Origin of the sequence: Serratia sp. NFX21 (assembly GCF_048517035.1) — a bacterium.
Lineage (GTDB): Bacteria > Pseudomonadota > Gammaproteobacteria > Enterobacterales > Enterobacteriaceae > Serratia > Serratia quinivorans.
In genome coordinates this window covers 3,824,905-3,849,119 of the sequence record NZ_CP183196.1, presented here as the reverse complement: position 1 = coordinate 3,849,119, position 24,215 = coordinate 3,824,905, and the positions used below count along the sequence as shown (strand labels likewise).

Sequence of the window (24,215 nt, the reverse complement as noted above, 5' to 3'; positions counted from 1 at the left end):
TTTATATCAGATAAATTTTTGTTGGCGTGGATGCATTTTTTGATGGGAAATTGGCTCGATGGGAAGTTTTTTTAAGCAGATATATCGTTATTCTCATTCTCGCCCTTACAGGCATAATGAAAATCTCTGGCCCTATGTAAAAATAGAACGTGCAGCCAGTGGAGAGATTGCCGTATTCCATTATAAAAAACAGCTTATTCCTACAGTGACGTTGTCAGCGCTGAAAGACAGTTGCCAGGGACCGATACTGTTGACGGCGACTGGGCCATCGGTGAACACCATTTGCTTTGGCGATATTCCTGAAATGCCGGCTCTCGGGGTCAATGGTGCTTATTACTTAAGCTCGAAGGTGAGTTTTCGCTTTTATGTTATTGTCGATATGGGATTTATCGATCAACGACCGGATATTATAAAAGAGATCATTCTGGCAACGGGTTTAATCCTGTTCACCACGGTCCACGGCGTGGCGAAAATAATTGACAGGTTCTCGCTGGCTGGCGTGAAGTGCCAGTTCGCCGTAATCGAAGATGCGACCTTCAAAATCTATCGCCCAAAAATAAGTCCGTCGGCACTCTGGGATCATTACCGCCACGACGGCAACGTTCATTTTTCTTCTGTCTGTAAATCCATCGCCTTTAGCCATGATATTCGGCATGGCATCTTCGATGCGGGGACGGTAGTTTATTGGGCCTTGCAGATCATTTCCTTCCTGGGGTTTAAACAACTTTTCATTGCCGGGCTGGATATGAACAATTTCCATTTACCGCGCTTTTATGAAACGCCAGAGAATAAATTGCCGACACTTTTGCCTGAGAAAGTGGATGACCTGATCATTCCGGCTTTTAGCCATGCGAGTGAAAGAATGAAAATCAACAATATCGCTATAAAGAATTTTTCATTGGCGAGCGCCATAGACACCCGCATTTTTGAAAAGGTTGATTGCAGTGATTTTTTCAAAGAAAACTGATGCCACCAACCTGATCGCTGTTTACGCTTTTTTTGCCTTTTCATTTTTTAGCGCCATTTATTGCGGCCACACCCGGGTGAATAATTTATTCCATATCTCGGCGATTTTTTTCCTGCTGACGCTGGCCACCCGACCGGAATTCCGTCAGGCCTGGCTTGGCAGGCGTGCTGCACTCATCGGTATAGCCTTGGCAGCGTATTTTTTGGCGTACTACTCCGCCAGTAATTTCTGGGGAGGCACGCCGGAAGATGCGCTGTCTGCCCTGACGCACAGCGTCTATATTCTGATTTATCTCGGCCTGTTGGTCTCGGTGTTGGATAGCCCTCGCCGCAATCTGTTACTTTGCGCCGTGATTGCCGGTATCACTTTGCTTTGTCTGTATCTGACATGGAGGGATTACCACGAAATTTATACCCTCAGAGAAACGTCTGACGCCAATCCCGGCCCGCGCAACGTGATCGATCTTGCCGGTTATGCTGCATTGGGCATTATTTTAAGCCTGATGGTTTTCCGTGAAACCCAACAAAAAAAGGTCCTGCTGACGATCCCGTTGCTTTTTGCCTTTATGGTGCTGACACAAAGCCGCGGGCCTTTGATTGCCTTAATGGTGGCGCTGGTGTTAACCACGCATTACCGAGCGCTGAATAAAAAGTCGGCAATGCTCATTGTGGCGATGATGATATTTACTGTAGGCATGGTGCTATGGTCGTCCATTGGTGAAATGCTGATAACGCGCTTTGCCGAGTTGTATCAGCAGAGCTTTGTGCGGATGAGCATTTGGCGACACAGCCTGGCGTTGGTAGAGCAGGCGCCGTTTTTTGGCTATGGGTTTGATAGGGAGCTGACTTTTACCAACTATACCGGCGAGTTGATTCATACGACTCACAGCCTGTATCTGGGCGCGTTGCTCAAAGGCGGGTTGGTGGGCTTTTGCCTGTTCATCGCGTTGCTGACGTTTGGCGCGCGGCTTGCCGTGGTTCACCTTAAGGCAGGGCGACGTCTGGAGGCTGCGTTATACCTGTTTATGCTGATCTTCTACTGCTCACAGGGCATGTTTGTTATCGCGAATCCGGCCGAATTTTGGTACCTGTTTTGGTTCCCCTTGGCTGTGGTGTTCGCCCAACCCACCTCAAATGCGCGTTAGTGCCAACGCGATCGTCACTTTTTCAAACACCTGACTTTCAGTGATGATGCTGAGGGGTTGGCGGCGTTGAGCCGTAGTGAGCGTTTGTGCATCAACCGACACGTTCATTACCTGATGCAGTTCGCGATTTTGATAAGGGCCGGTGTGCTGCGGATTGGCGGTGACAAACAGGCTGATGGTCGGGGTTTTCAGGGCAATGGCCAGATGCAAAGGGCCGGTGTCGCCAGTGACCAATACCTGCAGGTTCGACATCACCGCCAGCAGTTGCGGCAGGGTGGTTTTGCCGATATGACTGACCACGCGTTGCCGTTCGGCCTCTGTCAGCCCCGCGATAAATTCTCGTTCTATGGACAGCTCTTTCGGCGAGCCGATTAATTCGATTTGATGGTGCGGCGACTGCGCCAGCAGCAGTTTTGCCAGGCGAATAAACTGACCGACGGGCCAGCAACGCAGCGTTTCAGAAGCCCCCATTTGAAAACCGATCGGGATTTTATCCGCGTTTTTATTCATCGTTGCAAACTCAACGGGAATAAACATTTCGCTGTTATCGGTGTTGCAACCCAACTGTGCCACTAAATCCAGCTTACGCTGAATTAAATGGCCGCCGGTACTTTGGCTCACGCCGCTCAACCAGGGTTCCATGCCGGTGGCCTTGTTGCCATAGGCGTCCTTGAACACATATTGGCAACCGGCAGTAATGGCGACAATCACGTCGTAAGGGGATTTGGAGTGCAGGATGATCGCCAGTTGCGGCTTATATTTACGCAACTGGTGAATAACGCTGAGCATGTCTTTGGCTTTATGATCCCAATAAATGACGGCATTAAAGTAACGGCTGGTCGCGACCAGCTGTTTATTTTTATGGCTGGAAATCAGGGTGATACTGGCCGTTGGGTAGCGTTCGCGCACCGCGCGGATGGCCGGCGTATTAAACATCAGGTCGCCAAGGGCAGTGGTAGAAAAAATAACGATACGCTCAAAGGCCAGTTCCGGCTTGAAACTGGCTTTCTGCTGGAAGTTGCCGCCCAAGCGGGTGTACATCTTAAGACAGGCGTTTGCCGCTGTTATTTTCCACTGTTTCGACATCTTGTTTCACTTCGAGTTAATTGGCGCGCCGGTCTGGCATCTGCATCATATGATGTTTGTCCTGGTGGGCCAATGGTCGGCAATAGTTTGCTACATATGCTTGCGCAACCTTGATAAAGGGGCAGCAGACGTGCCCCACGTATTGAGTCAATCTTGCCAAACCTGTGGGCTACGTGGCGTATCCATCCGGTAATCAGAATAGTGACGCGTGAAAATTTCGCGGCCCAGATCGCGGGCGGCCTGTAGCGGATTACGCGGATCACGGCTGACTTCACCCCGATTGTTGCCCGCACCCTGAACCATCCCGACGAACTCGCAATGCGAGTAACGGCTGAATTCCTGAATTTGATGCACGATCCCCATAGCTCCTCCGGGGTAGGTTTCCTCCGAGGCTACCGTCAGCCCGATGCGTTTGCCACTCATACGCTGATGTACCTGTTCGGCATCAGGGTAGGCGTTGGAGTAATAGCTGAAAGAGCGATCGAAAAAGGCTTTGGTTTGCGCCGACATGCCGTACCAGTAGAGCGGGGTACAAAATACCGCCGCATCCGCCGGCAAGAAATGCTCCAGAAACAGTTCGCCATAGCGATCGGCTGGTGGCACGGCATGACGTTCATCCGTCAGAAAACCGCTGATGTAATCATCCAAAAAATGCAGACTGGCTTCGGTGCCGGCTTCGGCGGCTCCTGCCATCACGGCCTGTGCCAATGCTGCACTGTTGCCGTCACGCCGTGGGCTTCCGACCAGGACGATAAGGCGCTTGGGTTGTTGAGATGAATTCATGTCACTCTCCGTTTTATTGGTCATGGGTATACGATTGCCAATTTACGGTGCACAAAGAGTCAGTGACAAATGACGGCTATTCTTTCAGGATGAGTTAAATTCATCTGTATGGGATTTAATCATGTTTGCCACGCTTCCGGTTACTGCATTGCGCACCTTTGAATCCGCCGCCCGCCTGCGCAGTTTTAAACAGGCTGCACTGGAGCTGGCTGTAACCCCGACGGCGGTATCGCATCAGATCAAGGCGCTTGAGCAGCAACTGGGTTTTGCCTTGTTCGATCGGGTGCCGCGCGGTGTGCGGTTAACGCAGAAGGGCGAGCGTTTGTTCGCTGGGGTGCATACCGCTTTGCTCGATGTGGCAACCACGCTGGATGCGCTACGACCGGTTCCCAGTACCGGCTCACTGTGTGTTTCCGTCACCCATTCTTTCGCTGCATTGTGGCTGGTCCCGCGCCTGGGGCGCTTTTATCAAGCTTATCCGCACTACCTGGTACGCCTGGAGGCCTGCGGTGAGGTGATTGATCTGCAGCAGGACGCCAGCGTGGACATTGCCATTCGCTACAGCCGCACTGACTATCCGCAGTTGCATCGGGCAGCGCGGTTGGAAGAGAGCTTTGGCGTTTACGGCGCCCCGGATTTGTGTGCAACTGAGCAACAAGCGCCCACGCTGATCACCGTTCACTGGCATGACTCCACTCTTTATGAAACCGGCTGGCGCGAGTGGTGCCAGGCTGCGGGTGTCGACTGGTGGCAACGGCATACCGCGTTGCGGGCTTATGACGAAGAGCATTATGCTTTGCAGGCAGCGGTGGCCGGGCAGGGGCTGGTACTGGCCAGTTCGGTGATGGTGTCGGATCTGGTGCGTAACGGGTTGCTGGCATCCTATCGGCCGGAAATTTGCGTACCGGGTGCGGCTTATAGCGCACTTTGCGTGCCTGGGCGCGAACGGCACCCGCCGGTACGGGCGTTCCTGGCCTGGTTGCAACAGGAGATCTTGCGCTGAACCACAGCACAAAATAGAAATTCTTCTGGCGTGAGGCATGGGAATATCAGATAACTTTGTTATTCCCTTCCCATGAGAGAGATGTCCATGAGCCAGCCAAGAGTTTCTGATTACCCCATTGATGCACAGTTTATTGAACGTTGGTCGCCGCGCGCGCTGGCAAATGATGCTATCGACGATGAGACCCTGCTGAGCTTCTTTGAAGCGGCGCGCTGGTCACCTTCGGCCTATAACATTCAGCCGTGGCGCTTTGCCTACAGCAAGCACGGCTCTTCCAGTTGGGACAGCTATCTGGATTTCCTGGTTGAGTTCAACCGCGGTTGGGCGCAGCACGCTTCGGCGCTGGTGGTGGTGATATCCAAAACCACCAGTCTGAACGGTGACAAGGAAGTCAGTAACCCGAGCCATGCCTTTGATGCCGGGGCTGCCTGGGCCAACCTGGCGCTGCAGGCGCATCTGAAAGGTTGGCTGACCCACTGCATGGGCGGTGTTCATCACGACAAAATCAAGGCTGCGTTAAACCTGCCGGACAACTATCAGGTACATGGCATGGTGGCGATCGGCAAAGCGGGTGATAAATCCCTGCTGCCGGAGTTTCTGCAGCAAAAAGAGATCCCTTCAGGGCGCTTGCCGCTGGAGCAGACGGTGGTGGAAGGGCTGAACTTTACCCTGTAATCATCCGGATTTAAGGCTTACAGGCCCGCTGAGTTTCGCTCTGCGGGTTTTTTTATGCGCTAACATAACGAGGTAAAACTTTGTGAGTATGTCCAGTGGCGCAACAATCGTTATATAATTATCTATATAACGATTGTTGAAAGAGGGGATGTCATGAACAATCACTTCGGCAAGGGGCTGATGGCCGGTTTGGCCGCGCAGAACGCCGGACCGGCTTCGGAGCTTTCCCGGTTTTGTTGTGACTACAAACGTGGCTTCGTGCTGGGATATGCACACCATTTGGCGGAAAGCCTGGGTGACGAAAATCAGGCCGCATTCGAAGCAGGCTTGCTGTGCCGGGCGTACAGTCTCAATGGGGAAGTGATGAGCGAGTTCTTTTCTGGCGGCGCTAATCGTCTGGCCGAAAAGTTTTTCTGCGCCGGATATAACCGCGAGCAGTAAAACCAGGCCTGACTATCTTACTTATGGCCTGACGGCTCAGGCCATATTCAGTGCTGGGGCGAACGCAAGTTTCAGGATAAGGCAGCGGCAACATTGCGTAGCTCCGGCAAAATCCCCAGGTTTTTTTCCTGCACCAGATCCTGGTAAATTTTAAGGATCACCGCTTTCACCACATCAGAATTCCGTGTCAGGCTCTGTTGTTCCATTATGCTATTTAATTCAGCCAGTTGCTTTTGACTGACTTTCATCGACAAGCGCTTCGATGATTTTGCATTCGCCAACTCGCTGCCTAACAGCGTTTTCAGTTCTTGCTGCCGATAGCGGCCGGTGGTGAGCGCATGGAGGTAGTAAAGGATCAGCGTTTTATGAAAGTTTTCATCCAGCGAATCATCTATTTTCTGCGTGGCAACGTTCAGAATGTCGAGATAGTGCGCCGGAACTCGCACTTCCAGCGCTGATTTAGCCTGCTCAAACTCGCTTTTAATGCGCGGCGTGGACTGGGCAGGGACACTGACCACCGCATTACACTGGTTGCAGACAGCCGCTAGAATATTTCTTACTGTGCCGCAGCGATCGCTGAAGTCCACATCACGTAAACGATAAGTTGCCATTGTTCGGCCGCAGTTTTGGCACAGAACGCTGCGCGTATCGCCTTCTTTAACAATCCTCATTGTGAGCTCCTTGCTGAGTTATTGATGCACGCTGATAAAGATGATGTCGGGTTCTATGAAATAAAATTTCACGTACCAATAGCAACCTGACCTCCAGGGGCGAAGAATGTGGACATCAGTAGTGGCATCTTGATGATGCGGGCAGCACTGATACGCATCTCCACCCGTTTTCCTGATAAGTTCAATCACCCAGTTTTCATCAACCTGGCCGGTAGCGAACAGGTTTTTTACATCGATATTGCCACGTACCTCATGGTCATACGCCCCTTGCTGAAGACAGCGTATGGCGAGTTGTTTTACGTCCTTGAATCCCATCTTGCCTCCCTATTGTGTACGATAACTTGCGTACATGCAAGCCGTTAGAAGAATTTCATCGCAGCCAAGTGTACTGAGGGAAGAGGCAGGACAGCCAAGCAATGTGGGTGAATAACCGGAGAAAAAGATGAAAAGGCGGGATGCCTCGCAGACTAATGTAACGGGTATTTTCCTGCATACTCAGTTTGACGGGCAACAACAGCCCAGTTCAAACATGAACTGGGCTGCAAACACTATCTGGCGTCAATAACTGATGGTTTCCTGGGAGACCGAATTGGCCTGGACATCAGTGTCGCTGAGCCATGTACGTTTGTTTTTCAAATCACTGAACAATGACAGCTGATCGTCAAAATGTTTTGAGCGTTTCCCGTCTGGAGCAATAAAACCGGACTGGCCTGGAGGTGTCACCTCGACACCGGTAACTCCTTCATGGGTAAAGACCACCATGTCATTTTCGGTCCCGCGGTTCATGGCAAGACGATTCTGAAGGTGTTCGTCTGAGCCTGCTTGCGGAACATTCAGGAAGTTTTTGGTTTGATAAGTGGTGTTTGACACCCTGGTCTGCCACGCAGACATCTTCCCGCCTTGTGATTTGTTCAGATCGTTAACGGCGAGCCGCAGTGCTTCCATCATCAGGCTATCGACGTCCCTGCCTTTGAAGATATCAAAGCCCGAGCTCTTGCTGCCGGCGGTCATGCCCTGATACAGAATTTTGGTACCCACCGAAATATTCTGGCTGCCCGTGGTGCTCTCTCCCGGCGTCATATAGCCGGTATCAAGGAACCACGAGGCCTGTTCCGCAGGCAATATTCCGCCCAGCGACAGAGTCAGCATATGTTGCAGCCAGGCACGGAAGATCGGTGTCGCCGGGGTATCGTAATAACCATCGTTATTCAGATCCCGCTCCTCATAGTCCCATTTACCGAGGATAGCGGCAGCTTCGCGTAGTTTCGGGTTATCACTTTTGCCGGCGACCTTGACCAGGCGGGGCACAAAAAAGCGCGCGTTAGGATCTTCGAATGCGGCATCCATCAGCAAATTCCATAACTGCGTGGGGGTAAAGCGCGGCTGACTATCAATACGGGTGAATAACGACTGGATACGGTCGGCGGTATTCCAGGAGTACCACCATTCGTCCGGATTGGGGAAGCCTTCCGCCGGGCGGTTGTTCCAGTTGGCGATGTAACCCGTTTTGGGATTGTAAACCTGAGGATTGGTGGAAAAGGGCATGAAACCTTGCCATTCGGAGCTGCCGTCGCCAGGCATAGGTAGCCGGTTATCGTGCCCCTTAAGGCGTATTGGATAACGTCCGCCCAAGGCATAACCGATGTTGCCTTTTTTATCGGCGTAGTACCAGTTGACGTTGATGGCGGAATGTTGGACCTGATCGAGCCATTGTTGATGGTTTTTCGCTTTGCCAACTTTATTCCAGGCCAGTAAAGTGGCGACTTCCTCGCCTTCCCAGCCACGACGTTTGGCATAGGCCAGACCCTGCCTGGGATTGTAGTCGATGACGGCACCTTGCACGCTACGGTACACCGTCAAATGCCGGGTTTCGCCATCCTTCACCGCGATGGTCTCAATGCGTTTTTCCAGAGGGCGGTATTTCCCCTGATAGAAGTACTCTTCAGGGTTTTTAGGGTTCAATTTCAACTGGTATATGTCGACATTATCACCAGCCCCCCAGGTACTTCCCCAACTGATGTCGCGGTTGTAGCCGAACTCCACCATCGGATAGCCGAAAGGACTGTTTCCCACCGCGTCATAACCCGCGCCATGTAACCCAACAGAATAGGTGTAAGCGGGTTGATAGAAACCGAACTGAGGCCCGTTTAACAGAATGCTTTCGGCACCTTCAGATTTACGGGAGCCCAGGACGATGATGTTACTGAAGGCTTTTTCCTTCGGTGGCTTCCAGCGGGGCGTTTGTTCGTTGGTTGCGGTCTCTGTCGGGAGCGTTGCATGGTTCAGAGCGGTTGTCGCCGGCGGGGCAGAAACGTAGGCTCCATCGCGTACCGAAGGCTGCCATTCCCCCTTGGGGACTGTGGTGGGTGCGCCTGCGTTGTCTTGAGAAAGCAATAGGTTAAATATCGCTTTGCCTTGCGTCTCGCCATCCTTTTTTATCAGCCCGGCGAGTAATTGCTGGTTTTCCAACTCGGTGTTGTAGTCTCCGAATCGGTTGACCATGGACCCGATGAACACCATGGCTACATCGAAGTCCGTCCAGGGAGCCGGTTTAAAATTATGGTCAATAAACTGTTTTGGCATCAATTGCTGCGGGTTGGCATCGATTTTCTTCAGCCATGCATTAATGCCCTGGGCATAACCATCGAGAATATCGCGATCGCTTTGGGGCAGCGCGGCCAACTGAGCTTTTATTTTGGCAGGGGAATACTGTTGGCGAATGCCTATATCAAACGACAGATAGTCTTTGCCCAACACTTCGGCGACACGCCCCTCAGTACTACGCCGGGACATTTCCAACTGGTATAGACGGTCCTGGGCGATGGCATAACCATAGCCATAAAACAGTCCGTAAACGTCATTGGCGTAAATGTGAGGGGTACCATAGGTGTCTCGTTTTATCGTCACATCGGCGGCAAAAGTTTGGGCTATCACCAGGTTGCAGCCCAACCCAAGGGCCAGTAGCAAAGCAGAACGCGTTTGAAATAACAATTTCATGCAGTTTCCTCGTCAACTCGCTGTTATCGCGGCGGTGGTTTGTTCGCTCAGGGAGGGCGAGCCTGCCGTGAGAGTTCAGTTAGCTTGCTACATAAAATCAACAAAGTGATACATAATTTTAACTTTAATGTTGTTTTGTGTGTCCAAAATCACTGTTCAAGGAATGCTCTATTTATCGGGGTGGCCATTAATCTCATTATTAATTCGCTGATTTATGCTGAGGTTTTGTGATGGCTGCGGGTTATTGAGAGTTGAAGGGATACTTGATTTTAATTTTTACCTTGAAGAGTAAATCATGACTTAAACATAGCTACTGAGGTGGCAATAGGGTAAGCGGGATGGTTTGGTTTCTTTCCGTGATATCGGCCATATGAGGTATCTTGTAACCCTATATGGCCCGTCATCTGTTTTGTTAAGGGGAGCTTTGATATTCTCTGGGCCAACTCCGAGCTGTGACCTAATTACCAAATGGTCACTCGTTGTTAATCAGGGCTCATTGAGCTAAGCTGGAAAAATGACTAAACATATAAATGAAAATCCCCCCAGGGGACCCTCGGATCACAGCGTCCGCGATCAGGTCGTCGAAGCTGCCACAGAGCATTTCGGGCATTTTGGTTATGAGAAAACCACCGTATCGGAACTGGCTAAATCAATAGGTTTTTCAAAATCTTATATCTATAAGTTTTTCGATTCCAAGCAGGCGATCGGTGAGGTTATCTGCGCCAATCGGCTGGCAATGATCATGGCGATTGTCAATTCAGCGATTGCAGATGCACCGTCGGCCTCCGAAAAATTGCGGCGTTTATTCAGAGCACTGACCGAAGCCGGCAGTGATTTGTTTTTTCACGATCGCAAGCTTTATGACATTGCTGCCGTTGCGGCGCGGGATAAGTGGCCTTCGGCAGAGGCCCATGAAGAGCGTCTGAGAAAACTGATTGAGCACATCATTGTAGAAGGGCGGCAGGCGGGAGAGTTTGAACGGAAAACGCCGCTGGATGAGGCCGCGCATGCGATATATCTGGTCATGCGGCCTTACATCAATCCGGTTCAACTGCAATACAATCTGGAAACGGCATCGGCGGCTGCTGCGCTGCTGTCCTCACTGATACTGAGGAGTTTATCACCCTGAGTTGTGACTATTGACAATATTGGTCACTAGTCTGAGAATGCGGTTACTGTCCTGCCAAATTAATTAAGGGAACCCATGCTCAGGCTTAATCCTGCCACCTTTGCTGTTTGCCTGTTGCCGCTTGCCCTTGTGGCCTGCGGTGACTCTTCCAGCACCGAAGATCCCCGTACTCAGCCTCCTCTGGTAAGGTCTGCGACCGTGGTGAGTGCTGTCGATGCTTCCCGCGCATTTACCGGCGTTGTCGTAGCCCGAACTCAAAGTGACCTCGGTTTTAGAGTACAAGGCAAAATCCTTGAACGTCTGGTCGATACCGGCCAGACCGTTAAACGCGGCCAGCCATTGATGCGTCTGGATCCGGTTGACCTGAGCCTGCAGGCACAGGCTCAGCAACAGGCCGTCGCGGCGGCAAGGGCCCGTACAAGACAAGCTGCTGATGACGAGGCGCGTTACCGCAGTCTGGTCACTACGGGGGCTGTGTCGGCATCGGCCTACGGTCAGATAAAGGCCGCAGCCGATACGGCCAAAGCGGAACTCAGTGCTGCACAGGCACAGGCGAATGTGGCACAAAATGCGACTGGCTACGCCGTGCTGCTGGCCGACGCCGACGGAGTGGTCATGGATACGCTGGCTGAACCCGGACAGGTTGTCAGTGCCGGGCAAGCGGTCATCCGGCTGGCCAGAGCAGGGCAGCGCGAGGCCATCGTGCAGTTGCCTGAGACACTACGTCCGGCTACCGGAAGCGAGGCCGAGGCAACGTTGTACGGTACCGATAAACAGTCAGTCCCTGCGAAACTGCGGCTCCTTTCCGATGCGGCCGATCCCGTAACGCGCACCTTCGAGGCGAGATATGTGCTGGAGGGGGCACTGGCGAGCGCGCCTCTGGGATCCACCGTTACGCTTCATATTACTGACGAAAAATTACCGGGCCAGATGATGCAGGTGCCTTTAGCGGCAATCTATGATCCGGGGAAAGGGCCGGGTGTCTGGGCGATTTCGGGTAAGCCGGCCAAAGTGTCATGGCGGCCTGTTCAACTGCAGGGGTTGGGTGACGATGTTGCAAGGGTGACCGGTACCCTTAAGCCGGGTGAACAGGTGGTCGCACTGGGGGCGCATCTGCTGCATGACGGTGAGGCGGTACGTCTGGCTGAACAGAGCGATACCCGCATCGCCGGGAGCCGGCCATGAGCGCGGGTCGATTCAATCTTTCAGCGCTTGCCGTTCGTGAGCGCTCGATCACACTGTTCCTTATTATTCTGATCACGGTCGCGGGTATTCTCTCGTTTTTCGAACTGGGGCGGGCTGAAGATCCCCCCTTTACCGTTAAGCAGATGACGATTATTACTGCCTGGCCGGGTGCCACCGCGCAGGAGATGCAGGATCAGGTTGCCGAACCGCTTGAAAAGCGTATGCAGGAGCTGAAGTGGTATGACCGTAGTGAGACCTACACGCGTCCCGGTCTGGCCTTTACCATGCTGTCACTGCAGGACCGCACACCGCCCGCACAGGTGCAGGAAGAATTTTATCAGGCGCGCAAGAAGCTCGGTGATGAGGTTAAAAACCTGCCGGCAGGCGTGATAGGGCCGATGATCAATGATGAATTCTCCGACGTAACCTTTGCCCTCTTTGCGCTGAAGGCGAAAGGGGAGCCACAGCGACTGCTGGTGCGTGATGCGGAATCTTTGCGTCAGCGTCTTTTACATGTGCCGGGGGTCAAGAAGGTCAATATCATCGGCGAACAGGCCGAACGCATCTTTGTCTCGTTCTCGCATGACCGGCTGGCCACGCTGGGCATTTCTCCACAGGATATTTTCTCCGCCCTCAACAGCCAGAACGTACTGACGCCCGCAGGTTCGATTGACACCAAAGGGCCGCAGGTCTTTATCCGCCTTGACGGTGCCTTCGACGAACTGGAGAAAATCCGCGAAACGCCCATTGTTGTACAGGGCAGAACCCTACAGCTTTCTGACGTGGCAACGGTTGAGCGTGGTTATGAAGACCCTGCAACCTTCTTGATCCGCAACCAGAGTGAACCGGCGCTGCTGCTGGGGATCGTTATGCGTGACGGCTGGAACGGCCTGGATCTGGGGAAGGCGCTGGATGCGGAAACCGCCAAAATTAATGAGAGCATGCCGCTCGGCATGAACCTGACGAAAATAACCGATCAATCAGTCAACATCAGCTCCGCCGTTGACGAGTTTATGATCAAGTTCTTTGTCGCGCTGCTGGTGGTCATGGTGGTGTGCTTCGTCAGTATGGGATGGCGCGTGGGCGTGGTGGTCGCCGCTGCCGTGCCCTTGACGCTGGCTATCGTTTTTGTGGTGATGGAGGCTTCCGGCAAAAACTTTGACCGCATTACCCTGGGGTCGCTGATCCTGGCGCTCGGGTTGCTGGTGGATGATGCCATCATCGCCATCGAAATGATGGTGGTAAAAATGGAAGAGGGCTACGACCGCATCAAAGCCTCGGCCTATGCCTGGAGCCACACGGCGGCTCCGATGCTGGCGGGCACGCTGGTCACTGCAGTCGGTTTCATGCCCAACGGTTTCGCGCAATCCACCGCCGGCGAGTACACCAGCAACATGTTTTGGATTGTGGGGATTGCCCTGATTGCTTCCTGGGTCGTGGCGGTGGTGTTTACGCCTTATCTGGGGGTGAAAATGCTACCGAAAATCAAAACGGTGGAGGGAGGACATGCGGCGATTTACGACACCCGCCATTACAACCGTTTTCGCCGGGTACTAACCCGCGTTATCGCGCGAAAATGGATAGTGGCCGCTACCGTTATTGCCGTTTTTATTGTCGCTATTCTCGGTATGGGGCTGGTAAAAAAACAGTTCTTCCCCACTTCCGATCGGCCTGAGGTATTGGTTGAAGTCCAGATGCCTTATGGCACCGCCATTGAGCAGACCAGCGCCACAACGGCGAAAATTGAAGCCTGGCTGAAAAAGCAGAAAGAGGCAAAAATCATTACGGCCTATATCGGGCAGGGGTCGCCGCGCTTTTATCTGGCCATGGCACCAGAACTGCCCGATCCGTCGTTTGCGAAGATTGTCGTGCTGACGGACAGTCAGGAAGCGCGTGAGGCGCTCAAATTCAGACTGCGTGAAGCAGTGGCCAGCGGCCTGGCGCCTGAAGCGCGCGTGCGCGTGACTCAACTGGTGTTTGGTCCGTATTCACCTTATCCGGTGGCTTACCGAGTCATGGGGCCGGATCCCACCAAACTGCGCGAAATTGCAGACGAGGTAGAAAGGGTGATGCAGGCCAGCCCGATGATGAGGACCGTCAACACCGACTGGGGACCGCGGGTGCCGGCGCTGCATTTCACGCTCAATCAGGACCGCCTGCAGGCGGTAGGGTTGACATCGAACGCAGTTGCCCAGCAGCTTCAATTCCTGCTTTCAGGGGTTCCGATCACCTTTGTGCGTGAAGATATCCGTTCGGTGCAGGTCATGGGACGCGCGGCGGGAGATATCCGGCTTGATCCGGCAAAAATAGCCGGTTTTACCTTAGTGGGCTCTTCCGGCCAACGCATTCCACTATCTCAGATAGGCAAGGTTGAAGTGCAAATGGAAGATCCTGTTCTGCGTCGTCGCGATCGCACCCCGACGATTACCGTGCGGGGGGACATTGCCGAAAATCTGCAACCGCCGGATGTCTCCACAGCAATCATCAAGGCGTTGCAGCCGGTCATCAATCAACTTCCGACGGGTTACCGCATTGAACAGGCTGGTTCGATTGAAGAATCCGGCAAAGCCACCCAGGCTATGGCTCCGCTGTTCCCTATCATGATTGCCATGACGCTGTTGATTATTATTCTGCAGGTGCGGTCGATGTCGGCGATGGTAATGGTATTCCTCACCGCGCCACTGGGGCTGATTGGGGTAGTGCCAACACTGCTGCTCTTCAACCAGCCGTTTGGCATCAATGCGCTGGTAGGATTAATCGCGTTATCGGGGATCCTGATGCGTAACACCCTGATCCTGATAGGGCAGATCCATCACAACGAACAGGAAGGGCTGGCACCATTCCATGCCGTTGTGGAGGCGACGGTGCAGCGAGCCAGGCCGGTGTTGCTCACGGCAATGGCCGCCATCCTGGCGTTTATCCCGCTGACGCATTCGGTTTTCTGGGGAACGCTGGCCTATACCCTGATTGGCGGAACCTTTGGCGGCACCATCATCACGCTGGTCTTTCTGCCGGCAATGTATGCCATCTGGTTCAGGATACGGCCTGACAATCAGCCGCAGAGTGAAAGGCCTGCATCCGCCTAGGTCTGTTTCTGACGAGAAAAAATGAACCGCGTTTTTGTCACTTAGTCTCACCACAGATCATTGTCATTGGGAAATGGTCTGTGGTTTTTACAGTATCGACTGAGAAATTAAGGAACCGGATAAGAGGGGGCTGTGCGCCCAAACATTTCCTCACATCGTGTTTTAGGCCTTTTGCGATAACGCCCTGTTCATTGCGAGAATCGTGCCTAACAACGAGAGGAGTAGAAGTCCGATAACACCCCATGCAAAGGACGCCAAGCCTGTTCGATCCAGCAAAATACCTCCCACAATCCCGCCGGCGGCAACGGCGGTGTTCCAACCAGTCGTATACATAGATTGCGCGACATCGACCGATTCACCGGCAAAACGAGACAATGCCGTTTGGGTGATCGTAGCAAATCCACCCATGGCCATTCCCCAGATCACGACGGAAGAATAAACCATCTTTGGAAGGCTCCCCCAAAAAGCAAGTAGCAGGGAAGCAAGAGCGAAGACCACGATGCTTGCAACAGCAAGGAGTTGCAGTCGGCGATCAACCATTGAGCCGACGAACCACAGGCCAATGATTGAGCCTATTCCGAAGACGAACAGAACAATATCCACATCCGCGGACAAGCCCGAGGGTTCGAGGAGGGGCTCAATGTAGATATAGAGAATGTTGTGAGCGACAACGAAGGTAAAGACCACAAACAGTACGGCACGAATGCCAGTCTTTAGAAAGACTCCTGTAAGAGGCTGGCGCTGCTCCTTGGTCTGACCGGGAAAATCCGGAACGACGGCGATAACCCATACGATGAGCGCCAGTGCCAGGACAGTCATCAGACCAAAAGCACCTTGCCAGCCAATGGTTCGACCAAGCAACGCGCCGAGCGGTACGCCGAACACCAAAGCTATGGTCGCGCCAGCGCCGGATATCGCAATCGCCCGCCCGCTGAGATGAGATGGTGAGATGCGTACAGCAAAGCCGGCTAGCAGCGACCAAACAATGCCACCGAAGACACCGGCAAAGAAGCGCGCTACCAATGAGATGCTATAGCTATCGGAAAGCGCGGTGACGAGATTGACAAGCGAAAACCCAAAGATCGCCACCAACAGCAAAGGACGCCGCCGCATACCCTGCGTAAGGGTTGTCACTGGAATAGCAGCGACCAGTGCCCCCACCGCGTAGGCAGTGATGAACTGACCGGCCAAACTTTCGGATACATTCAAGCCCCCCGCGATGGAGGAAAGCAATCCTGCCGGCATGATTTCGGTCAACAGCGTGATAAAGGCTGCCATCGCTAGGGCAAGCAGTGCCGCGATAGGCAGGGTTTCCGTGTTCCTGCTTGAAGCCGATGTAGTCGTCGTATGCATCAAAAAATTCCTCAAATCGAAGTTGTCTCAGCCCTTTACAGAGCGCTACCCGACAGTGTGCTCGTTGGCGAAAAGAAGAAAAATAGGCAATAATTCACAACATATATGACAATTGAGTCATTAATAAGGAAGCTCATGGAAAGCCTTGGTTCCCTCGATGTCTTCGTTCGTGTCGGTGAGTCGCGCAGCTTCACGACTACCGGGCAACAACTAGGTATCTCAGCATCAGCAGTTAGCAAGGCTATCGCTCGTTTGGAGGAGCGGTTAGCTACGCGACTGTTCCATCGGTCGACTCGAAACGTCACTTTGACTCCAGAGGGAGCTCTCTTTCTGGAGCGCTGCAGACGCATTCTGGGTGAGGTGGAGGCGGCAGAAAATGAGCTTGCACAATCCAACCAGATGCCTCGCGGCAAGCTTCGCGTTAGCCTGCCTTCCGTCGGTCTACTGTTCATGCCGCAATTCGCCGAATTTAAACGTCAGTACCCCGACATAGAACTGGATATCGACTGCTCTGATCGTCTGGTGGATGTAATCGAGGAAGGATTTGATGCGGTGATCCGTACGGGAGAGCCAAGTGATTCCCGGTTGATGGCACGTAAGCTCGGAAGCTATCGTCGTATCATGGTGGGTGCACCGAAGTACTTCGAACAATGTGGGGTGCCGAATACCCCCGAGGAACTAATGCAGCACCGCTGTCTACGATACCGATTCCCCAGTAGTGGCAAGGTCGACCAGTGGCCCCTCAGCCGCGGAGGCCAAATGCTCACTTTTGATCTAGCCAGTTCAATGACGGCCAATACGCTTGAACCGCTGGTTTGCTTCGCAGAGTCAGGTCTTGGCATCGCGTGTATGCCAGACATTGCCATCCGTCAGCAACTGGAAGTCGGCAGCTTGGTATCCGTACTGGATGGATTCAATCAAGACCACACCATCTTACGGGTGCTGTGGCCTTCAAGTCGGCATCTTTCACCCAAGCTGAGAGTCTTCGTTGATTACGTCACCACCGCTCTATTTCCAGGTACAAGTAAGAAAACTGTTATCAACGGTGCAAACGTGATCCCCCCAACGGTTGAAAACTGATCCAAGGGTTAATCTGTTCTCCTGACAACGGGGGAGCTGATGGTCACTTTGAGACTGCTTGCTGGGTGCGCCGAAAGTGAGTCAGCAAAAGGCGCGTCAGTGGGCGGCTAGCCCGCCAAATATTATCAGTGTAGCCGTCTTACGCGCCAAGCAAAACCTATATGTGGTCGGCTCGGCTGCTGCATGGGCGGGAACTAGCCTGCAGGTCCTGCAGCGGCAATTGGCGCAATCAGCCTGACAATCTCCGAGGCGGCACTCATTGTTGAGGGTTCATCGCGACTAATCTTCAACTTACCTCAGTAACGGGCCGACCGCTATGTGCAAAGCGGACATTCGTTTGACTATAAAGAGATGTCCTCTATTAGTTGACCACTGATAGAGAATGCTGCGACTATATCAAGCAACGCGAAGGAGCAAACTCTAGTTGGCTATCCTCTAGCGGAATGTAGCTTCTAATAGAGGTTACGAGGCTTCGTTAAAATGAGAAAGATGTAGGATAGATAAAAATGGAACCTGTCTCAATGGCAATTAGTGTAGCAGCGTACTACGTTGCTACAAAATTTGTAGACCAATTTATATCTCAGGAAGGATACGGATGGTTCCGAAAGGTGCTTTTTCCTAAGCAAAGATATGTAGATAGGCTCAATCAATTGATCCAGGAAACGGCTACAAAATTTGAAGTCGAATATCCAATTGAGTCAGATAAAGTTCCATTTTATCACTCCCAACCATTATTTGAGGTATTAAACGAATATATTTTGTTTAAAGAACTCCCCGATAAAACTGAATTACTGAGTAAGTTTAGTGATTTCCCAAGTGTACTACCTCCAACTCAAAATCAACTTGAGCGTTTTTATGCAATTCTGACATTTGAAATAAACAATTGCAAAACGTTAAAAAATCTCCATATCGAAGAAACTTATAAAGAAAAAATATTCGATATTAGTGACGAACTTATTCAAATTAAACTTGTTTTGCGATCTATAGATGAGAAACTAACTTTTCACTTGAGCGATGATTGGTTGAATGAGAAAAACAGACAAGCTATAGCTGACTTGGGAGGGCGGTACACACCCGAACTCAACGTAAAGCTAGAAATAGCAAAGATATTTGATGGTCTCGGTAGAACTAATTATTTTTCTGAAATGTTTTATTCACATATGGATATTTTTCTGATCACTGGAAACAAGCTACATAGTTGTGATGTAATTTCTTCACAATTATCTGAAATAGCTCAGCTCTTAAGCGAAATTGCAAATCTATATCAAGAAATTAATTTTTCTAAATTAAATGAAATTCCGACGAATAAATTTAATGACTGTGTTTCCAGCTGCCAAGCAGCTATTGATGGGGCGGAATCAATATTGTGGAAACTCCGAGAAAAGTCAGAACAATCAGGTCAGACCAAGCACTACAGTGATAAGTATTCATCCACTCTGCGAGAGCTTCGGGAACTAAACCATGCGTGCAATAATATACTTACATTCATTAACTCAATAACAGTGAAGTTAGCTAGCAACCCATTCTTACTTCTCGAAGGAAAAGCTGGAATTGGTAAGTCTCATTTACTGGCTGACGTTATTAAAACACGAATTGCCTCGGATTATCCTTCTCTACTTATATTAGGGCAACAACTTACTTCAGATGAATCTCCTTGGATACAAATCTTCAAGAGATTACAGCTTAAAATCACTTCTCGTGAATTCCTAGAAAAATTAAATTTATATGGTCAAAAAAAAGGAGAAAGAGTATTAATTTTTATTGATGCTATTAATGAGGGGAATGGTAATAAATTCTGGAATGACAACATCAACAGCTTTGTCGATGAAATCAGGCGCTTTGAATGGCTTGGTCTGATAATGTCAGTCAGAACAACATATAGAAGTGTAACAATTTCACATGAGAATGTGGGGCGAAATAATTTTGAAATTCATGAGCATATTGGATTTCAGAATGTTGAGATGGAAGCTGTCAGTCTATTTTATGATTATTACAATATAGAAAGGCCTTCATCACCGAACCTTAATCCAGAGTTTAAAAACCCTCTATTTCTTAAATTATTGTGTGAAGGGATTAAGAAAAACGGCTTAACTAAAGTGCCTGTTGGATTTAATGGTATTTCAAATATTCTGAATTTTTTAGTCGAAGGTGTAAATAAATCATTAGCATCGCCAAAAAAATATTCTTTCGATCCCAGTTTTCCCCTTGTTAAAGATGCTCTAAACGAAATCATAAGATTAAAAATAAAAATTGGTGGTAATAGTATTTCACTTAAAGATGCTCACTTAGCGGTTCAATCTGTTGTTAAGGATTATGTTACCGATAAAAATTTCCTCAGCGCCTTGATTGACGAAGGATTATTGACTAAAGGTATAGTAAGAAATGATGATAATTCTACTGATGAAGTAGTTTATGTAGCTTTTGAAAGGTTTGATGATCATTTAACCGTTAAGTTTTTATTAGATGATGTTGAAAATATCGAAAATGAATTTAAGTCAGATGGTCGTCTAAAAAGTTATTTTGATGATGAATATGACTTATATATAAACTCGGGGATAGTAGAAGCTCTATCCATTCAATTGCCAGAAAAGTATGGGAAAGAACTTTATGAATTTCTGCCGGAGTTCAGCAATAATCATAAATTACTAGAAGCCTTTATTGATAGCTTGATATGGCGAGATATTAATGCTATTGATTTCGGAAAAATCACACCTTTCATCAATGAGCACGTTTTTGCGTTTAACAATAGTTTTGATCATTTTTTAGAGGCAGTGATCTCTATTTCAGGGTTAGTTGATCATCCCTTTAATGCTAACTTCTTGCATAATTGGCTAAAAGAACACCCTTTGCCAAATCGAGATGCGTTTTGGACTACAAAACTTAAATATAAATATAGTGAAGACTCAGTATTTAGGCATCTAATAGATTGGGCATGGGACAGAACAGATAAAAGCTACATTTCAGATGAGTCAATCGAACTGGTTGCAACTAGTTTATGCTGGTTTTTAACTTCTAGTAACCGAGAACTTCGGGATTGCTCTACTAAGGCTTTAGTTAGTTTACTCGAACCAAGAATTCCTGTATTGAAAAAAATAATTGATAAGTTTTATGGTGTGGACGATCCTTACGTTTGGGAAAGAATATTTGCAGTTGCATTAGGCTGTACATTGCGAACTGATAATTTTAAAGAACTAAAATATTTAGCCGAAACAGTTTACCAAAAGGTATTTTGTTCTGAGTATGTATATCCAAATATCTTACTTAGAGACTATGCGAGAGAGATTCTTGAATTTGCTGCTCATCTTGGATTGGAGCTTGAAGGCATTGAATTGTCCAAGACTAGGCCACCATACAACAGCATTTGGCCTGACGAGATCCCTTCAAAAGAAGAACTAGAGTCCCTTTATGATAAAGATTCTTATTGGGCACTTTGGAGCTCGATTATGGGAGGTGGTGACTTTTCACGATATACGATTGGAACAAATAACAATCATTCGGATTGGTCTGGTTGCAAGTTTGGTGAAACTCCTGTTGATCGTAAGCAAATATTTAAAACTTTCAAATGTAAACTAACTGATCAACAAAAAGAGCTGTTTGATGCTACAGATCCTATAATTGATGATAATAAAAGCGAAGAAATTACATTTGGGGATATTAAGATTAAAATTGGTCGCGCGATAGGTAGAAAAACACAGGAAGAAATAAAGGCGAGCAAAGAATTATTCAAGAGTTCTTTGTCATACGACCTGTTAATTGAGTTTGGAAATGATATAGAGCCATACCTGGATCATAATAATAACTTGCTGGAAACGGATAAATACTTTGATCTTCGAATAGCTGAGCGATTTATATTTACTCGTGTTGTGGAGCTTGGTTGGGATCCTGAGAAACATGGTGATTTTGACCGACAAATAGGAACTGGACGTGGACGCAGAGAATCATTTCAAGAACGGATTGGTAAAAAATACCAATGGATTGCTTATTATGAATACATGGCAAGGCTAGCCGATAACTTTATTCGTTTTAAAGGCTATAGTGACGAACGAAAGGAAAGTCCATACAAAGGGACATGGGAGCCTTACATAAGAGATATAGATCCTACTATCTTACTTAAAGAAACTGGAACGAAAAAGTTAAGCAATCAAGAAATGTGGTGGCTTAATGATGAAGTATTTGATTGGACTTGCTCTAATGAAGACTGGGTTAAAAGCTCTACTACTATAACTAATCCATATGCTTTGATTGAAGTTAAAGATGACAATGGTGATGAATGGATAATATTAGAAAGTTATCCAACATGGAAAGAACCAAAAATTATTGGAAACGATGATTGGGGGCACCCACGAAAAGAGGTTTGGTGTCATATCAGAAGTTATATCGTGAAAGTTGAGGAATTTGATGGATTTAGAAATTGGGCAAAAGATCAACATTTTATGGGCGGGTGGATGCCGGAAGGCACTAATAGATACCAATTATTTAATAGGGAGTTCTATTGGTCCGAAGCATTCCAGTTTTTTAAATCAGATTATTATGGTGGTTCAGATTGGACCTCGGTAACAGACCAAGAGTCTAGAGCTAAGATAGCTGATGTTAGTGTCACTTCTGTTAATTATTTGTGGGAAGAAGAGTTCGATAAATCAAAAATAGAAACTCTGAGCTTTTTGAAGCCTAGCAATTTAATCTTTGAAAAGATGGGCTTAAAAAGTGGGGAAGTAGAGGGTAGCTTCAATGATAAAAACGGAACTATGGTTTGCTTTGCGGCTGAAGCTGTGCATGCTTCAAAGGCGCATCTACTTGTTAAAAAAGAGCCATTTTTAACAATGCTAAGTGATAATGGTTTTGAAATCGTTTGGACATTATTAGGTGAAAAAGGTGTTATAGGTGGCTCACTCACCTCAAATCATCATTATGGCCGACAGGAGTTTAGCGGAGCATTTTATTTTGAAGGAAATCAGCTAATAGGAAGTCATAAAACTAACTTAACGAGATAAAAATAATTGTAAGAACTGAATATATAAGTAGTATTAGAAAGGGGGTTATACTTAAGAACCCCCGACTTGAGGGCGGCAGTCGGATGGTAGCTAATATGCACGTTAAAGATGCTAGCGGCGCTAATGTCAGCTCCTCGCTCATAGCAGACTTGGCGGTCTTGCTTTCCTTCCGCTCAGTGCCAGAAGCGGGCGCTACTTAACCTGATAAGTGAAATGCGAACAAATGCTGCGTTAACTATTGTGGCCAGTGAATGATTCAGATGGCTTTCACACTGGCCAGTCGTCATATCTTCTAATTCAGCTCTGCAGCATGCCCGGTTTTATCCGTAAGACCGGACAACATCGCAAGTATCAGTGCAATAACAGACAATATAGCTCCCGCCCAGTTAGGCGATTGCAGACCGAACCCCGCAGCAATCACCGCGCCACCAAGCCAGGCTCCTACAGCATTACCGAGGTTGAAAAGACCGATATTAACCGCAGCGGCCAGCGTGGGTGCACCTGCTGCCCGTGCTTTATCCATCACCAGTTTCTGGATAGGGGAAACTGTCGCAAATCCAAACGCAGCCATCAGGAAAATGCAGACGGCTGACATAACCTGGCTGTGCGCTGAAAAGTTGAATACCAGTAACACTACGGCTTGAGCAGCCAGTGTGAAATAGAGCATCGGCATAAGGGCGCGGTCAGCATATCGGCCACCAAGTTGGTTGCCCGTAAACAATCCAAGGCCGAACAGCAGCATCAGCCATGCGAGGCTGCTTTCACTGTATCCTGCCAGCTCCGTCATCATCGGCGCGATGTAGGTAATTGACGTAAAGAATGCGCCCGGCCCGAAAACAGTAATGCCCATTGCCAGCAGCACGTTTACGTTTCTGAAGGCGTTAAACTCATGCGCAAATCTCTGATTTTGTGCCCTTGGCTGGTGCGGGACGAGCATTCCGATGCTGATAACCGCAATGACCCCTATCACGGCTATAGCCATAAAAGCATCACGCCAGGAGAGGTGTTGACCAATCCAGGTACCGGCGGGTACGCCAATAAGATTTGCGACGGTTAGCCCCATGAACATGAACGCAATGGCCCTCACGCGTTTAGAAGGTGCAACCATATCTGCCGCAATAATCGAACCAAGACCAAAGAAAGCACCGTGCGTCATGGACGTGATAATTCTGCCCAGTATGGCTATGCCAAGCGTGGGGGCAAACGCCGTTACCATGTTCCCGGCTACGAAAAGCAGCATAAGGAATACCAGCATGGCTTTACGCGGGACTTTTGAACCCAGAATAATAAGAGCCGGTGCGCCGACGAAGACGCCCAGCGCATAAGAAGTCGCCAGATAGCCGGCAACGGGGATGGTGACGTTAAAATCTACGGCAATGACGGGGAGCAGCCCGGCAATGATGAATTCAGTGGTTCCGATACCGAATGCACCTATCGCCAGCGCCCATAGAGCTAATGGCATAACAAATATCCTGTAAGTAACACTATGTTTTACGTTTGAACTGCTCCGGAATACGGGAAAGATTTCAGCCCGTAAGGCAACAAAAGCAGCGGGACGATAAGGATATAAGTTTGCTAAAAGGCGATAAACAGCCCAGATATCGCCTCAGTGACGACAAAATCT

17 protein-coding genes are annotated in these 24,215 nt (G+C 49.4%); 10 read left to right on the top strand and 7 right to left on the bottom strand.

Translation table 11 applies throughout. The annotated features are described in order from the left end of the window. Nucleotides 1-58: 58 nt before the first annotated feature. Both ACNT1W_RS18050 and ACNT1W_RS18045 read left to right on the top strand, forming a co-directional pair. Entirely contained in the window at nucleotides 59-967 is a 909-nt protein-coding gene (locus tag ACNT1W_RS18050) for a sugar glycosyltransferase (RefSeq protein ID WP_115184319.1), read from the top strand. Continuing rightward, nucleotides 945-2,111 carry an O-antigen ligase family protein gene (locus tag ACNT1W_RS18045; protein ID WP_419245956.1) on the top strand — a complete coding sequence of 389 codons (1,167 nt, stop codon included), beginning with the start codon at nucleotides 945-947 and terminating at the stop codon, nucleotides 2,109-2,111. Before ACNT1W_RS18050 ends, ACNT1W_RS18045 begins: the two co-directional genes overlap by 23 nt. Here the strand turns inward: ACNT1W_RS18045 and ACNT1W_RS18040 are convergent. Further along, nucleotides 2,097-3,197: a glycosyltransferase family 9 protein gene (locus ACNT1W_RS18040; RefSeq protein WP_129939738.1), complete on the bottom strand. Its 1,101-nt coding sequence runs from the start codon at nucleotides 3,195-3,197 to the stop codon at nucleotides 2,097-2,099. The two genes, ACNT1W_RS18045 and ACNT1W_RS18040, sit on opposite strands and share 15 nt — an antisense overlap. Before the next feature lie 147 nt (nucleotides 3,198-3,344). Further along, nucleotides 3,345-3,980 (bottom strand): flavodoxin family protein, encoded by a 636-nt coding sequence (locus tag ACNT1W_RS18035; protein ID WP_012145866.1) that lies wholly within the window; start codon nucleotides 3,978-3,980, stop codon nucleotides 3,345-3,347. A 121-nt stretch (nucleotides 3,981-4,101) separates the two neighbouring features. On the opposite strand from ACNT1W_RS18035, the gene ACNT1W_RS18030 reads away from it, so the two are divergent. The 3 genes from ACNT1W_RS18030 to ACNT1W_RS18020 all read left to right on the top strand — a co-directional run bounded on the left by ACNT1W_RS18030 (nucleotide 4,102) and on the right by ACNT1W_RS18020 (nucleotide 6,099). Further along, nucleotides 4,102-4,983 (top strand): LysR substrate-binding domain-containing protein, encoded by an 882-nt coding sequence (locus tag ACNT1W_RS18030; RefSeq protein ID WP_115184321.1) that lies wholly within the window; start codon nucleotides 4,102-4,104, stop codon nucleotides 4,981-4,983. An 87-nt stretch (nucleotides 4,984-5,070) separates the two neighbouring features. After that, on the top strand, nucleotides 5,071-5,658 hold the full coding sequence (locus ACNT1W_RS18025) for a nitroreductase family protein (RefSeq protein WP_112362496.1): 588 nt from the start codon (nucleotides 5,071-5,073) through the stop codon (nucleotides 5,656-5,658). Nucleotides 5,659-5,811: 153 nt separating this feature from the next. Further along, nucleotides 5,812-6,099 carry a DUF2623 family protein gene (locus tag ACNT1W_RS18020; protein ID WP_017893365.1) on the top strand — a complete coding sequence of 96 codons (288 nt, stop codon included), beginning with the start codon at nucleotides 5,812-5,814 and terminating at the stop codon, nucleotides 6,097-6,099. A 71-nt stretch (nucleotides 6,100-6,170) separates the two neighbouring features. Here the strand turns inward: ACNT1W_RS18020 and ACNT1W_RS18015 are convergent, their stop codons facing one another. The 3 genes from ACNT1W_RS18015 to ACNT1W_RS18005 form a co-directional block, all read right to left on the bottom strand. Next, nucleotides 6,171-6,770: a hypothetical protein gene (locus tag ACNT1W_RS18015; RefSeq protein ID WP_115184322.1), complete on the bottom strand. Its 600-nt coding sequence runs from the start codon at nucleotides 6,768-6,770 to the stop codon at nucleotides 6,171-6,173. A gap of 18 nt (nucleotides 6,771-6,788) precedes the next feature. Next, nucleotides 6,789-7,085: a hypothetical protein gene (locus ACNT1W_RS18010; RefSeq protein WP_129939739.1), complete on the bottom strand. Its 297-nt coding sequence runs from the start codon at nucleotides 7,083-7,085 to the stop codon at nucleotides 6,789-6,791. A 243-nt stretch (nucleotides 7,086-7,328) separates the two neighbouring features. Next, entirely contained in the window at nucleotides 7,329-9,767 is a 2,439-nt protein-coding gene (locus ACNT1W_RS18005) for a penicillin acylase family protein (RefSeq protein ID WP_419245955.1), read from the bottom strand. A 514-nt stretch (nucleotides 9,768-10,281) separates the two neighbouring features. Here ACNT1W_RS18005 and ACNT1W_RS18000 point away from each other — a divergent pair. The 3 genes from ACNT1W_RS18000 to ACNT1W_RS17990 all read left to right on the top strand — a co-directional run bounded on the left by ACNT1W_RS18000 (nucleotide 10,282) and on the right by ACNT1W_RS17990 (nucleotide 15,167). Further along, nucleotides 10,282-10,896 (top strand): TetR/AcrR family transcriptional regulator, encoded by a 615-nt coding sequence (locus ACNT1W_RS18000; protein ID WP_012145859.1) that lies wholly within the window; start codon nucleotides 10,282-10,284, stop codon nucleotides 10,894-10,896. A gap of 75 nt (nucleotides 10,897-10,971) precedes the next feature. After that, the gene (locus ACNT1W_RS17995) at nucleotides 10,972-12,081 is read left to right on the top strand and encodes an efflux RND transporter periplasmic adaptor subunit (RefSeq protein ID WP_017893361.1); all 1,110 of its coding nucleotides are present in this window, start codon (nucleotides 10,972-10,974) and stop codon (nucleotides 12,079-12,081) included. Next, nucleotides 12,078-15,167, top strand: coding sequence for an efflux RND transporter permease subunit (locus tag ACNT1W_RS17990; RefSeq protein WP_419245954.1), 3,090 nt, complete (start codon nucleotides 12,078-12,080; stop codon nucleotides 15,165-15,167). The genes ACNT1W_RS17995 and ACNT1W_RS17990 overlap by 4 nt, the downstream gene beginning before the upstream one ends. A gap of 162 nt (nucleotides 15,168-15,329) precedes the next feature. On the opposite strand, the gene ACNT1W_RS17985 is transcribed toward ACNT1W_RS17990, so the two are convergent. Continuing rightward, nucleotides 15,330-16,520: an MFS transporter gene (locus ACNT1W_RS17985; RefSeq protein WP_419245953.1), complete on the bottom strand. Its 1,191-nt coding sequence runs from the start codon at nucleotides 16,518-16,520 to the stop codon at nucleotides 15,330-15,332. 135 nt (nucleotides 16,521-16,655) lie between these two features. Here ACNT1W_RS17985 and ACNT1W_RS17980 point away from each other — a divergent pair, with 135 nt between their 5' ends. Together ACNT1W_RS17980 and avs2 are read left to right on the top strand one after the other, a co-directional pair. Then, nucleotides 16,656-17,600, top strand: coding sequence for a LysR family transcriptional regulator (locus tag ACNT1W_RS17980; protein WP_419245952.1), 945 nt, complete (start codon nucleotides 16,656-16,658; stop codon nucleotides 17,598-17,600). A 521-nt stretch (nucleotides 17,601-18,121) separates the two neighbouring features. After that, nucleotides 18,122-22,591 carry an AVAST type 2 anti-phage system protein Avs2 gene (gene avs2, locus ACNT1W_RS17975; RefSeq protein ID WP_329906722.1) on the top strand — a complete coding sequence of 1,490 codons (4,470 nt, stop codon included), beginning with the start codon at nucleotides 18,122-18,124 and terminating at the stop codon, nucleotides 22,589-22,591. 292 nt (nucleotides 22,592-22,883) lie between these two features. On the opposite strand, the gene ACNT1W_RS17970 is transcribed toward avs2, so the two are convergent. After that, nucleotides 22,884-24,053: an MFS transporter gene (locus ACNT1W_RS17970; protein ID WP_419245951.1), complete on the bottom strand. Its 1,170-nt coding sequence runs from the start codon at nucleotides 24,051-24,053 to the stop codon at nucleotides 22,884-22,886. Between the last annotated feature and the right edge of the window lie 162 nt (nucleotides 24,054-24,215).